12 protein-coding genes and 1 pseudogene are annotated in these 13,021 nt (G+C 45.9%); 7 read left to right on the forward strand and 6 right to left on the reverse strand.

Annotated elements, in window-relative coordinates; genetic code table 11:
- Window positions 1–24: 24 nt before the first annotated feature.
- The 5 genes and pseudogenes from WFI24_RS01165 to WFI24_RS01185 all read right to left on the reverse strand — a co-directional run bounded on the left by WFI24_RS01165 (window position 25) and on the right by WFI24_RS01185 (window position 2,337).
- Window positions 25–321: a spore coat protein gene (locus tag WFI24_RS01165; RefSeq protein ID WP_336758123.1), complete on the reverse strand. Its 297-nt coding sequence runs from the start codon at window positions 319–321 to the stop codon at window positions 25–27.
- 11 nt (window positions 322–332) lie between these two features.
- Entirely contained in the window at window positions 333–533 is a 201-nt protein-coding gene (locus WFI24_RS01170; protein WP_336758125.1) for a hypothetical protein, read from the reverse strand.
- 31 nt (window positions 534–564) lie between these two features.
- Window positions 565–1,701 (reverse strand): zinc-dependent alcohol dehydrogenase, encoded by a 1,137-nt coding sequence (locus tag WFI24_RS01175; protein ID WP_336758126.1) that lies wholly within the window; start codon window positions 1,699–1,701, stop codon window positions 565–567.
- Window positions 1,698–2,083: pseudogene (locus tag WFI24_RS01180) on the reverse strand (spore coat protein). The gene WFI24_RS01175 and the pseudogene WFI24_RS01180 overlap by 4 nt, the downstream one beginning before the upstream one ends.
- Window positions 2,084–2,094: 11 nt before the next feature.
- The gene (locus WFI24_RS01185) at window positions 2,095–2,337 is read right to left on the reverse strand and encodes a spore gernimation protein GerQ (protein WP_336758127.1); all 243 of its coding nucleotides are present in this window, start codon (window positions 2,335–2,337) and stop codon (window positions 2,095–2,097) included.
- 211 nt (window positions 2,338–2,548) lie between these two features.
- On the opposite strand from WFI24_RS01185, the gene WFI24_RS01190 reads away from it, so the two are divergent.
- On the forward strand, window positions 2,549–3,634 hold the full coding sequence (locus tag WFI24_RS01190; RefSeq protein WP_336758130.1) for an L-dopachrome tautomerase-related protein: 1,086 nt from the start codon (window positions 2,549–2,551) through the stop codon (window positions 3,632–3,634).
- A gap of 268 nt (window positions 3,635–3,902) precedes the next feature.
- On the opposite strand, the gene WFI24_RS01195 is transcribed toward WFI24_RS01190, so the two are convergent.
- Window positions 3,903–5,561 carry a PucR family transcriptional regulator gene (locus tag WFI24_RS01195; protein ID WP_336758131.1) on the reverse strand — a complete coding sequence of 553 codons (1,659 nt, stop codon included), beginning with the start codon at window positions 5,559–5,561 and terminating at the stop codon, window positions 3,903–3,905.
- A gap of 202 nt (window positions 5,562–5,763) precedes the next feature.
- Here WFI24_RS01195 and WFI24_RS01200 point away from each other — a divergent pair, with 202 nt between their 5' ends.
- The 6 genes from WFI24_RS01200 (at window position 5,764) to WFI24_RS01225 (ending at window position 12,961) form a co-directional block, all read left to right on the forward strand.
- On the forward strand, window positions 5,764–7,023 hold the full coding sequence (locus WFI24_RS01200; protein ID WP_336758132.1) for an amidohydrolase family protein: 1,260 nt from the start codon (window positions 5,764–5,766) through the stop codon (window positions 7,021–7,023).
- 23 nt (window positions 7,024–7,046) lie between these two features.
- The gene (locus tag WFI24_RS01205; protein ID WP_336758134.1) at window positions 7,047–8,267 is read left to right on the forward strand and encodes an amidohydrolase family protein; all 1,221 of its coding nucleotides are present in this window, start codon (window positions 7,047–7,049) and stop codon (window positions 8,265–8,267) included.
- A 333-nt stretch (window positions 8,268–8,600) separates the two neighbouring features.
- Window positions 8,601–9,533, forward strand: a complete 933-nt coding sequence (locus tag WFI24_RS01210; protein WP_336758136.1) for an ABC transporter permease — start codon at window positions 8,601–8,603, stop codon at window positions 9,531–9,533.
- Window positions 9,534–9,550: 17 nt separating this feature from the next.
- Window positions 9,551–10,432, forward strand: a complete 882-nt coding sequence (locus WFI24_RS01215) for a carbohydrate ABC transporter permease (RefSeq protein WP_336758137.1) — start codon at window positions 9,551–9,553, stop codon at window positions 10,430–10,432.
- A gap of 56 nt (window positions 10,433–10,488) precedes the next feature.
- The gene (locus tag WFI24_RS01220; RefSeq protein WP_336758138.1) at window positions 10,489–11,982 is read left to right on the forward strand and encodes an ABC transporter substrate-binding protein; all 1,494 of its coding nucleotides are present in this window, start codon (window positions 10,489–10,491) and stop codon (window positions 11,980–11,982) included.
- A gap of 16 nt (window positions 11,983–11,998) precedes the next feature.
- Entirely contained in the window at window positions 11,999–12,961 is a 963-nt protein-coding gene (locus tag WFI24_RS01225; protein WP_336758139.1) for an amidohydrolase family protein, read from the forward strand.
- Window positions 12,962–13,021 lie beyond the last annotated feature (60 nt).

Genomic DNA, 13,021 nt, shown 5'->3' on the forward strand with positions numbered 1-13,021 from the left:
TTTTACGGGATGAAAAAAATGGTTTCAGGAGGGAATATTCATAGCAGTCTGAATGTTTTGCAGATCGAGCTGAATTTGCTCTGGAATATGGTAGGGATGGTATAAGCCCTGCTGCACCATGTAATTTGATATCTTTTCATGAGAGTCTATGGCTTCATCCAGCTGTTTCATCAAAATTTGTTTGATTTCGGGGGTGACACATTCAGTCACAGCCATGGCGTAGTTTCTGACGCTGCTCTTGGCGTTCATTAAAAAATCCATTGCAATCACGTCATCGGTCATCGTATGAAGACCTGTCAGGTGTTCTAATATTGGGTTCATTTTATTATCTCCTATACAGTCACTTTAGACAGCACTCCACTGAGCTCCTGAAGCTGCTGTTGTGATAATGTCGCATCTTGTTGCAAAATTTGCTTGAGCTCCGGGTCGGTTACCAGAGCTTGCATGGTCTTTGATTTCGTCATGCAAACCGTCTTGAACGCAGCTATTTCATGCACCTCGAGCATTTCATGCAAAGCGTAATTGGAATTCATTCAGATTGTCCTCCCATGTATCTATCCATATTCAAGGCTTTAAGATAACTTTAATGCAATTGTCCGTTTTCGTATCGAACACTTCATAGCCCTGCTTGGCCTCGCTGAGCGGAATGACGTGCGTAACAATGTCTCCAGGGTCCACTTTGCCAGACGTAACCAACTCGTACATATATGGCATGTAGTGAATGACCGGAGCTTGTCCGGAACGGATATTCACGTTTCGCTGCATGATGTCACCGAGCGGGAAACCGTTATAACGTCCGCCGTATACCCCAGTGACTTGAATGGTGCCGCCTTTGCGGACAGCCTGAGATGCAATGATAAATGCGCTCATGGTGCCGCCTTGCAGTTTCAAACCGCTGGCTAAAAATTCAAGATCGCTCATCTTGCCATCCATTCCTACCGCATCGATCACGACATCAGCGCCGCCTTTGGTCATCTCCTTGAGATTGTTGCCAATATTCTTATCTTGTTCGAAGTTTACGATTTCGACTTTGTTCGTTCGCTTCGCATGCTGCAAGCGATAATCGACATAGTCAACGGCTATGACCCGCTTTGCTCCTTTGAGCCAGCAGAATTTCTGGGCCAGAAGCCCGACTGGACCACATCCGAGCACAATGACCGTATCTCCATTCTTTACGCCTGCGTTATCTACGCTCCAGAATGCCGTCGTCATGGCATCGGCGATCAAGCTTAGCTTTTCGTCTGGTTGTTCGCAGTTTTCGGGAATCTTGAAGTGGGTAAAATTAGCAAACGGAACCCGTAAATACTCGGCTTGCCCGCCTGGATATCCGCCGGTCGTTCCGGAATAGCCGAAGTATGCGCCCATATCCCCATGTTCGTTTGAATTGTCACATTGGCTTTCCAGATGATTTTTGCAAAAAAAGCATTCTCCGCATGCGATGTTGAACGGGATGATCACACGGTCGCCTTTTTTTACCTTTGTCACGCCGGGGCCTACTTCTTCTACGATTCCCATTGGCTCATGTCCGATGACGTAGTTCTCCTGAAGATTTGGGATCATCCCATGAATAAGATGAAGGTCAGAACCGCAAATGGCGGTACTGGTAATCTTTACGATCATGTCGTCTGGTTTCACAATCTTCGGATCCGGCACCTCTTTGACCACGACATTTTTAATCCCTTGATACGTAACCGCCTTCATGCTTTATGTCCTCCAATATGTTCATCTGGGGTCCGATCAAACATTCCTTTACGCGACGTATCATCCGGGAACAGATTCATCTGCCCGATCATCACCGTATTTTTCGCCGAAAGCTGGTCAAGTTGGTACTGTTCGTTTAGCTCGTAGGGATGGAACCATTTTTTGCGAATCATAAGCTCCGTAATTTCTTGGTGCATTGAAATCCCCTGTTTAAGATGATTATGCAGCAATGCTCTTACATCCGGTGAAGCTGCTTCCGTCAGGGCGATAGCAAATTACGAACACCCTCCTTGGCACGAATAAGGAAGTCCATGGCAAAAGTCATATCTGCCATTTCCGGCATATTTAATGAATTAATCGGATCTAAATAATCGGTATTCATTTGAGTTCCCCTTAATGTGTTATAGGTGTAGGACTATTTGGAACAGGCGCTTGGAAAGGAGCTTTCGCGTAGATTGCTTGCAGCTCAGCGATCTGTTGTATGGATTGAATTACGTCTTTTTGCATTAAGGCCTTTAGCTCTTGGTCAAAGACCAGGCCTTGCATAAGTTTTGACTTGGCGAGGCAGAGCGTTTTAAAGTTTAATGCTTCATGCAGTTCCATCGATTCATGCGGTGCTAGCGTTGAATTATTCATTCAGAAAGGATCACCTCCTTTTTTGATTAACGTTAGATTTTCCAACGAATCGGATCTTATACTTTTAGCGATGATAGGATTAGCAGAGATTTCCCTTCTTTTTCGGATACAAGTGGAGTCAGGCTCACTAATGTCCAAGTATTTGAAAAATTCCTGAGCATATTATAGATAATATCTATTCAAATATGTTGAGGAGGATATTATAAAACCTATGTTACCTATGGAAGAGTATTTCGGTAAGTTAGAACTCGTTCATTCATTTTATGGGGCAATGCCTACAGGCGTTAGTATATCCGAAACCGGGCGTATCTTTATTTGCTTTCCGAAATGGGGAGATGACGTTAAATTTACGGTAGCGGAAATTGTGGAGGGTCGGTTGCAGCCTTATCCAAATTTAGAAACGAATATGATCAACCCTTTGAATATCGCTATGTCCTTCATCAGTGTCCAAAGTGTAGTTGCTGATGGAAGGGGAACCCTGTGGGTACTGGATACGGCTGCACCAAATTTTTCTGAACCTATGAAAGGAGGGGCGAAATTAGTCGCTGTAGATTTAAATACAAATACGATCAGAAAAGTATACACATTTGCAGAAGATGTAGTCTTGCCGACAACGTATCTGAATGATGTCCGATTTGATTTTCGTGTGGGCAAAGCAGGTTATGCATATATAACAGATTCTTCTTCCAGAGGTCCAGGCGCTATTATCGTCGTAAATTTAGAAAACGGAGATGCATATAGACGGTTACATGGAGCAAATTCAACTTCACCCGATCCGTATTTTGTACCGAAAGTGGAAGGTAAAATTTTGATGAATCGAAACTCGGATGGTTCCACATCTCCCTTTCGATTGGCCTCTGATGGGATAGCCATTTCCCCTGATGGAAAAATGTTATTCTTTTGTCCATTAACCAGCCGTTATCTATACTCAATCTCAACAGAAGCCTTAAGAGACAGAACGATATCGGATTTCAATTTACGTGATCTAGTGCATTTTTGGGGAGAAAAAGGTGCATCTGATGGAATGATAACGGATGCAAATGGAAACGTTTATGCTGGAGATTATGAAAACGATAGTATACGAAAGATATTGCCGAATGGAACCATGGAAACCATCGCACATGATCCCAGAATTTTATGGCCGGATACTTTTTCTATTGGTCCGGATCAATATTTATATGTAATTGTGAATCAATTACATAGGCAGGCAAGATTTCATTACGGCAAAGACCTGCGACAAAAACCGTATAGCTTACTCCGTATAAAAATTGATGAATTACCTGCTCCTACTTTTTGATAAAATCCCACATTATTAGAATGTCGAAACATATAAGAAAAAAATCCTTTTACAATGGTAATACAACGTTAGAGGTAGAAGCATATTCCCGTTGAAGTCGCTATTATAGCGGCTTTTTTTGTTTTATCGGTACAAGTTCGTGTCCCGAGTCAAGGACAAAAACCTGTACCAATTAACGTCATGGACAGGAATTTGTTCCTGGTATCGATTAGTCATCTGTCTAACATATTTTCGCCTGTTCATTCATCGGACGATATCCCAATTAGTCTTATTGAAGCAGTAGAGGTTCGATGGCTATTGCTATACGGATTCGTAGGCTTTCAGCTGGATCTTTGAGTTTCACACCCAGGAGTTTTTCACACTTTTCCAGTCGATACACCACCGTATTTCGATGAACGAAAAGTTGCTTGGATGTTTCGACAAGCTGGCATTGTGTATCGTAAAAAGCGTTCAAGGTGCGCAGCAACTCTTTTTTTTCATGTTCGTCTGTAATGTGCAGCAATCCGTTTAAGGTCGCGTCGTAAAATTGTTTCAGTTCGTTGTGGGGAAGCATGTGGAATAAATATCCGATGTCCTTGGCTTGGTAAGATTGGACGAATTGCTTGCGTTTTAGCCAGTAGCCGAATTGCAATGCATTGACCGCTTCTGTATAAGAATGACGAACGCCGAGTACATTTGTTGCAGGTTTGCCAATGCCGATAGACAGACTCAGTCCAGTCTCATGATGCAGCTCTCTAAGTATTTCTGACAGCTGCTCGGTGATTTTTGCCTCATCCCACCCCGACTCAGGGATAGATAGCAGAAGGCAATAGGTATCATGTTTGGTAAACATGACGAAGGAATGATCTAACCCACCAAAAAGACGTTTGATGTGCTCGTATTGCTCCTCTTGCTCCGTGATATTATCTCCTTTCGGAAGGGCCGAACCCTCGTAATTAGGAAATCTTTGATGCATGTGATGCATCTCGTCATTACGCATGGTCAGCACGACGCTTGCACGCCCCTTGATAAGCCCACATCTCTTGCCTCGGTTCAGCGCCTCCTGCTCAGAAGTGATATATCCCTCAATCAGATCGGAGAAGAATTCGTTTTTGTGTCTGCGGGAGCGCTCTTTGACAGCCTGTGATTTGGTCAGCTCCATTCCAATGACGTTGGAGGCCTGCTCAAGCGTCAGACCGAAAAGGCCAGTCCATTGATCCGGCGAATGAAAGGATAACAAATAGCCTTCGTGGCGGTAAGTTTTTACTGGATATACCAGCATGCAGCAACGCTCTCGGACTGATGTGTTGATGAAGCACAACGAAGTGGGACTAGAAATATCGGACAAGTCTTGAAGTGTATTTACAGCGGCTGCAGTGAGTTCAGCAACACTTGTATTCTGGTTGGAAGCAGAGATAGTTTGCCATTTGTAGTTTAACAGGATGACTGGGGATGAGAACAGTTTGGACAGGGAATCGATAATGCTGGAAATTCCTTTGCCGCGCATGATCATCTCGGAGAATTTTTTGTGGATGCTGAGTGCATATTGCAGTTCGTCGCTCTTGTTGTTCAGAATCACACTGGTCGATCGCTGCAAAATTTCGCCGAGGGATAGACGGACATCGGAAATTTCGATGATGGGAAATTCGTTCTGATCCGCTTCCCAAAGTATTTCATCAGGGATCGGCAATTCAAAGCGCTTGGTTTTGATGGCCAACCCCGAGCAATGAAGCCGCTGCATGTCCCTGATTAGATGAATAAACATCTCTGGCTGCTGCTTCATGAAAAAGCCGTTGGTCAGCAAGAGCTCGTTTGGCCTTAGAAACCGAATGATATCCGGACAGTCCATAATGTTGACCGTTTGAACCTCACGTACTAGACCCTTATGCCCCGTAATCACTCTGGCATCATCGTAAATACCGTTTTTCAGCAAATCTGTCAGCAGCACATCGACCCATCCCTTTCTGGAACAAGTTATTTTATTGTTAAGTAATATAACACTACGATCATGTGGAGTAAATATCTTTGGTTTGATCATCCAAGATTGCTCATTATTTTTATCCTTTTCATCCAATGATTTCTCACAAGGAGTGAATTATGCTTAAAGTGTTTCTTGTGTGTAATAAAAGCGTACATGAACGGAGGATGTAATGATTGATCTACTTATCACAGATACGGTGATTTCCGGGGATGAAAGGCGAATGGATGTCGGGATATCCTCAGGCAAGATTGCATTTGTCACGCCATGCGGGGAAAGGAAAACCGAAGCGTCTCGTGTAGTGCAGGGCAAAGGAGGCTTATTGCTGCCCGGATTCGTCGAGCCGCATATTCATTTGGAAAAAGCATATTTGCTGGATTCCATGGATCGGGAGGCGGAGTCTCTCCAGGACGCGATTCAGATAACATCCAAACTGAAAAGTTCGTTCACGAGGGAGGACATGTATCGTCGCTCGCTGGTTGTCATTCGAGAAGCCGTTAGGAATGGTGTAACCCATATGCGTTGCCATGCAGAGGTTGATCCGGTTCTTGGACTCAGAGCTGTCGAATCTGCTCTTCGTCTCAAACAATCCTTAAAACATCAACTGGATTTACAGGTAGTTGCCTTTCCGCAAGAAGGGGTGTTTAAGAATCCGGGGACTGCTGAGCTGATGGAAGAGGCCATTCGTATGGGAGCCGATGTGATTGGAGGAATCACTTATCAGGATGCAGACCTGGGGGAGCACTTGGATTTTGCATTTGGTCTGGCAGGGAAGTACGGAAAACCGCTGGATTTTCACGCGGATTTCTCGGTCGATTCCAACGACCGTGCCGTTGTGGAAATTGCAAGAAGGACCATTGCTGCAGGAATGCAGGGGCATGTAGCCGCCGGACATGTAACCTCGCTCGGTTCCCTCCCTGCACACGAAGCTTTGGCTATCGGAGAGCTTCTGTGTCTTGCCGGAATCAGCGTCATTACGCTGCCGATGACGGACCTCTTTTTGAATGGAAGGGAAGGCTCCGAAGGACATCATAGAGGTCTGACTCCAGTGAAACTGCTGCAGGATTGTGGAGTGAATGTGGCGATTGGCGTCAATAATGTGCGCAACCCATTCACGCCGTTTGGCAAGGCAGACCCGATTGAGGCTGCCTGGCTATTGGCGATTACTTCGTACATGGGCAGCAAACGGGATGCGCTCATCTTGACCAACATGCTGACGCATAATGCGGCACAGGCGTTAGGCATTGGAAATTATGGTGTTAAGGTCGGCACTCCGGCTGATATGGTATTGTTCCGAGAGCGGTCGGAAAGAGAAGTGCTGCTTAATAAACCGGAGGCCCGTACGGTCTGGAAATCGGGATTACAGGTAGCTTGTACCGACTCAAAACTTTTGGAATTACCGTGGTTGTCGGATGGGATCGAAACAATCTAATTATGAAGTAAGGGGATGGAGTTATGGAGAAAGGGTTAACACTCGTAAAAAATGTAAAATGGTCGGAAAACCTGTTCGATCTAATGATTGATCAAGCAACAGGACTAATTGTCAGCATTGAGACTGCCGGAACGGATGCGGATCTCACATCTGTAAATATTGCCGGTAGGGCGACAACCGTCATTGACGCGGACGGGCTCCACTATGTACCGCCAATGGCAGATATGCATACCCATCTTGACAAGCATTTTATTGGGGAGCCTTGGAAGTCTTTGCAGCCGTTTGTCACGCTGCCCGGCCAGTTGGAATTTGAGAAAAACATGTTGGGAGAACTACCGACCGGGGCGGGAGAACGTGCGAAACGAATGTTGGATTTAATGATAGCCCAAGGTACAACGGCAATCCGCACACACGTTGACGTGGATCCGCAAATTGGCCTCTCTCATCTTGAGGAGGTCTTGGAAGTGCGTGAGATGTACCAGGGACGCATCGATATGGAAATTGTGGCGTTTCCCCAGCAAGGCCTGCTTCGATCTGACTCCGTTACCGTCATGCGGCAAGCGCTTCGTGCTGGAGCTAACTATGTTGGTGGTGTGGATCCGGCCGGACTGGACCGCCGGGTGGATGCCAGTCTGGAAGCCATGTTTGAACTTGCGACAGAATTCTCTGCGGGCATCGACTTGCACCTTCATGACCCGAGTCATCTCGGAATATACACGATCAGCCGCTTCGCCGAACTGACAGAACAAGCCGGTATGTCCGGCCGTACCGCGGTAAGCCATGCCTATTGTTTGGGCCAAGTTGGGGAAACAGAAGTGCGCTCACTCGCGGAAAGGTTGTGTGCGGCCGGCGTAGCCATCATGACGAGTGTGCCCATTGACAGGCCCATGCCCCCCATCAAACTGTTGATGGAAACGGGCGTGTCCGTGCATATCGGTTCCGATAACATTTTGGATTCGTGGAGCCCATTCGGAAATGGCGATATGCTCTCCCGTGGGTCACGTCTCGCTGAAGCATCCGGTTGGGTAGAAGACTTCTGGCTGTTAGAAACGTACAAGCTTATATCCAATGCGCCATTAACTCCAAAAGTGGGTGAACGAGGCACTTTCTCGTTGGTAAATGCCATAAATGCGATGCATGCGTTGGCGGCGGCACCTCCACGGGAAGCTGTATTTTCGGGTGGTGTGCTTGTTGGTGGTCGAATGTTTCCAAACAGCAGACAAATGGCAGCCACCTATTCGTAACAATCTTTAATTACACATAAAGCGGCGCATCCTTTTTCAGGTGCGTTGCTTTTTGGCATGAAAAGGCTGATGACATGGCTTATAAAATATCGCTTTGCGTATCGAATGTAATAATACATGACATTAAAATTTAGAAAGGCTTTCCTTTTGGTGTAACAATCCAAATGAAATCATTTTTTTTAGTGAATCACACCAATGACTGTGGCTTCCTTACATCGTATTATTCATATAAGAACATTTTTGAGTCACATAAACTGACATTGATAGAATAGGAGGGATATTGGAGGAGTTACACAAACCAAACATCATTGTTACGAACAGGGGGAGAGAGACATGCGTCGAGGTATCCATGCAAACCGCATCCAAAATATCAGAAAGCATGGGCTGTTATTGGTCATGATTTTGCCAGGCATTGTCTATCTGTTCATCAACAATTACTTGCCCATGTTCGGCATTGTGATTGCGTTCAAAGATATCAATTTTGCAAAAGGAATCTGGGGAAGTGACTGGGTAGGCTTCGATAATTTCGCCTATCTGTTCCAAACGCAGGATGCTTGGGTGATTACCCGAAACACATTACTCTACAACGGCGCATTTATCGTGCTTGGAACAGTGCTCTCCATAGCTGTGGCCGTATTGTTGAACGAGGTAAAAAAGCGATTCGCCTCCCGAATATACCAAAGCATCATTTTGCTGCCCTATCTGATCTCGATGGTCATTGTCGCTTACTTGGTTCTGGCATTGCTCAACGAGGAAAACGGATTCGTCAACCATTATGTGCTTCCTTTGCTGGGGATTGACCCCGTGTCGTGGTATGCGGATTCCGGTAAATGGCCCTTTATATTAAGTGTCGTATATCTGTGGAAAAACGTTGGTTATACATGCATTGTTTATCTGGCCTCAATCGTAGGCATCAGCCAAGAATATTATGAATCCGCCACGCTGGACGGAGCATCCAAGTGGAGGCAAGTCTGGAGCATTACCCTTCCTCTGCTTAAACCCACGATGGTCATTATGGTGCTTCTTGCAGTGGGACGCATCTTCAATTCCGATTTCGGATTGTTCTATCAGGTTCCGCTGAATTCGGGTGCACTGCAAACGACTACGGATGTCATTGACACATACGTTTATCGTGGATTGATGACTTTCGGGGATTTCGGAATGTCATCCGCTGCCGGACTGTATCAGTCCATTGTCGGTTTTCTGTTAGTATTGACGACCAATGCGATCGTTCGTCGCAAAAACCGGGATTTGGCGCTGTTTTAGCTAAGGGGGAGGACAACATGTATTCAAATAGGATATATCAAATGGCTGTTCACCTCGTGCTCATCATGATGGGAATTGCTGCAGTGTTTCCGTTTATACTTCTGATCTCCGCTTCCCTAACCGAGGAACAAGCCATTATCAGGGATGGTTATCGTTTGTTTCCGGCTCAATTCAGCTTCGATGCTTATGTGTATCTGTTTAATCAGTATTCGTTGATTCTGCGGTCGTATGGAATTACGGCGTTCATCACGGTCGTGGGCACAATCGTTGGGTTGCTGATCACAACCCTGGTCGCTTATCCACTATCCAGAAATGTGCTTCCATTTCGTTCGTTCCTGTCATTCTTCGTATTTTTCACCCTGCTTTTCAATGGGGGGCTGGTGCCGATGTACCTGGTTTATACGGACCTCTTCCATTTGAAAGATACCATTTGGTCGCTAATCATCCCGAATTTACTGACCAACGGGTTCTACATTTTGTTGATGCGCAGTTTCTTTTCAACGTCAATTCCCGGCGAAGTCGTGGAGTCGGCCTATGTGGATGGAGCCAACGAATGGGTTATTTATTGCAAAATCGTTCTCCCGCTTGCTCTCCCAAGCCTGGCAACCATTGGTCTGATGCTCATGATTTCGTATTGGAACGATTGGTTTAACGGTCTGATCTTCATCAATGACGGAAGCCTCTACAGCATTCAAAACCTGCTTAATCGAATGTTGTCTGATGTCCAGTACTTGCAGCAAAACAGTTTGTCTGGCCAGACGGCTGTTGTCTCATCCGTACCTCTCGGCAGTGTGAGAATGGCTATTGCCGTAATCGGCGTGTTGCCACTGATCGCAGCGTATCCGTTTTTCCAGAAGTTCTTCATCAAGGGATTGACCATTGGTGCCGTAAAAGGTTAGTCATGCTTCGTATCCAAGATGTCACATCCAAAAGCAAACATGGGGAGTGAATGAAGATGTTCAGAAAAAGATTGCCTGCGGGTTTCTTGAAGGTAATGTCCTTAATTTGTGCGGCCCCTCTATTGTTGACGGCATGCGGAAATCCAGACAGTAAGGGGGGAGCAGAACTTGGGCAAGCTTCAGCTACTGACATGTATGAAGTGGTCATGACGTATCCGGCTTTTGGGGATGTAACAGATGTTCAGGAAATTCAGGAAGCCATCAGTGATATTACAGCAGAAAAGGTAGGCGCCACAGTGAAGCTCTTGCCTGTTAATGGATCGAACTATGCCAATCAAATGAACTTGATGCTGGCGGGCAGCGAGAAACTGGATCTGGTGTATACCAGCGTTTGGTTCGGCCTTGAATCCCAAATCGGCAGGGGGCAGTTACTGCCCATGGACGAATCGTTGAATGAATTTGGTAAAAAGATACTGGAGGCCGTTCCGCAGGAAGCCGCAGAAGCCGGGAAGATGAATGGCGAAACATATGGCGTTCCCAGCATTAAAGCTTGGGCACTTTCTCCCAGTTTTGTGATGGACAAAGAGCTTGCCGATAAGCATGATATTGACCTTAGCGCCATAAAAACCTGGAATGATATCTCTACTGTATTGCAGCGTATCAAGGACAATGAGCCTGGTGTCACGCCGATTGTCAGCTATACCTCGCAGGAAACACCTGGACAAGCCATGCTGAATTTTGATCCATTGGGAACAGCACCTGGCGTGCTGGATTTTGGCGGGGAGCACTTCACCGTGCAGAATCTTTTTGCAACTTCGCGGTTCTCCACAATGGCTGATCTGATGCGTGATTGGTACCAAAAAGGTTATTTCAGCAAAGACGTCGCAACATCGCAGGAAACGGGGTCCAATCTAATCAAGGCAGGCAAAGCCTTCTCGTATATCCGGAATATCAATGAGTGTTACTCGGAATCGCTTGCGGCTGGGACTGAACTTGTATGCGTACCCCTTGAGGACTCGTACATGACGCGAAATAGCGTAGCTTCCAACATGATGTCTTTGGCAAGGAACAGTGAGCAGCCGGATAAGGCGATTCAAGTATTGGAACTGTTTTACTCGGACGAAGCAGTCATTAATCTGTTTACCAATGGAATTGAGGGCAAGCATTATGTTAAACAGGATAATGGCCTGATCGGCAAGCCGAAAGGTATTACTGCAACAGGGTACGATTCAAACCAATATGCCGTGGGGAACAATTTCATGTCCTATATATGGGAAGGGAATGATCCTGATATGTGGAAGCAATTGAGGGGCGAAAACGAGAGTGCCGTAAAATCAAGGGCAATGGGATTCAGCTTCGACATCAATCCGGTCAAAACACAAATTACCGCGGTGGCCAACGTCCAAAACCAGTATGATGCAGGCTTTCAGACAGGAACTTTTGACCCGTCAGAACTGGGTGCTTATCTCGACAAACTAAAGAATGCAGGCGTAGAGAAAATATTGACGGAAAAGCAAAACCAGTTAAACCAATGGCTTGAAACTAAATAGAAGGAGCTGATCACGCATGTTTAATCCTGTCATTGATGTTCACCACCATATCATCTCTAAAGAAATGCAACGAAAGCAGCGGGAGCTGGGAATGGAGATTCCAAGTTTTATGCCGAAGTGGACGCCCGAGATCGGGATGCAAAAAATGGATGTATGTGACATCTCGTTCTCATTTCTTTCAGCCCCGTCAGACCTGACGTTCATCGACCAGTCGTCTGCCAATGCGTTGGCTCGGAAAATGAATGAAGAGCTAGCATCGTATGCTCAACTTCATCCTGAGCGGTATGGTACGTTTGCAACGCTTCCACTCCCGGATCCCGCAGCAGCCATGGAAGAAACCTTGTATGCACTTGATATTCTCGGGATGGATGGTGTTGCAATGTTAACAAGTTATCAGGGGAAATATTTAAGCCATCCGGATTATACCGAATTGTTAACCGAATTGGATCGGCGCAGTGCTGTTGTGTTTCTGCATCCCATCCTCATACCGCAAAAAATCGCTGGACTTAGTCCTGCACTACTTGAGGGCACCTTCGATACGACGCGGGCCGTCACTACCATGGCTGTTCATCGCATTTTCGACCAATATCCATCCATTACGTTCATTCTTCCCCATACAGGGGGCATGGTTCCGTATATCAAATGGAGAATTGCGCTTGCCGCCATCGGGCAAGATTCGATTCAGGTTGAAACAACACCGGAACAATTTCAAGCTGAAATAGCCAAATTGGACCACCTTTACTATGATTCCACGTTGAACCTCGGCACAATCCAAAAGTTGATTGCGCCTGATCGGATTCTGTTCGGAGCGGACATACCTTGGCCAGCGGACAGTGTCCTTCGTATACAGCGGGAGTCGGTATTCCATGAAGCACAACAGATCAGCGAAGAAAACGCGAAGGCGATCGCTTATGGCAATGCCTTTCGTCTATTTCCCCGCATTTCCAAGCTTTTTGATATAGAGAAAAAGTTAATTTAAAGTGACAGGAAAGGATAACTCAATCATATAAAGAAAGCAGCTGATCCAAGTGATCGGCTG

The sequence above is a fragment of the Paenibacillus sp. USHLN196 genome (assembly GCF_037144955.1).
In the GTDB taxonomy this organism is placed as follows: Bacteria; Bacillota; Bacilli; order Paenibacillales; family Paenibacillaceae; genus Paenibacillus; species Paenibacillus xylanexedens_C.

Coding starts and splice junctions, on each gene's coding strand:
- WFI24_RS01225 (WP_336758139.1), top strand. CDS start 11,999: ATGTTTAATCCTGTCATTGATGTTCACCACCATATCATCTCTAAAGAA.
- WFI24_RS01200 (WP_336758132.1), top strand. CDS start 5,764: ATGATTGATCTACTTATCACAGATACGGTGATTTCCGGGGATGAAAGG.
- WFI24_RS01185 (WP_336758127.1), bottom strand. CDS start 2,337: ATGAATAATTCAACGCTAGCACCGCATGAATCGATGGAACTGCATGAA.
- WFI24_RS01175 (WP_336758126.1), bottom strand. CDS start 1,701: ATGAAGGCGGTTACGTATCAAGGGATTAAAAATGTCGTGGTCAAAGAG.
- WFI24_RS01190 (WP_336758130.1), top strand. CDS start 2,549: ATGTTACCTATGGAAGAGTATTTCGGTAAGTTAGAACTCGTTCATTCA.
- WFI24_RS01170 (WP_336758125.1), bottom strand. CDS start 533: ATGAATTCCAATTACGCTTTGCATGAAATGCTCGAGGTGCATGAAATA.
- WFI24_RS01220 (WP_336758138.1), top strand. CDS start 10,489: ATGTTCAGAAAAAGATTGCCTGCGGGTTTCTTGAAGGTAATGTCCTTA.
- WFI24_RS01205 (WP_336758134.1), top strand. CDS start 7,047: ATGGAGAAAGGGTTAACACTCGTAAAAAATGTAAAATGGTCGGAAAAC.
- WFI24_RS01210 (WP_336758136.1), top strand. CDS start 8,601: ATGCGTCGAGGTATCCATGCAAACCGCATCCAAAATATCAGAAAGCAT.
- WFI24_RS01215 (WP_336758137.1), top strand. CDS start 9,551: ATGTATTCAAATAGGATATATCAAATGGCTGTTCACCTCGTGCTCATC.
- WFI24_RS01165 (WP_336758123.1), bottom strand. CDS start 321: ATGAACCCAATATTAGAACACCTGACAGGTCTTCATACGATGACCGAT.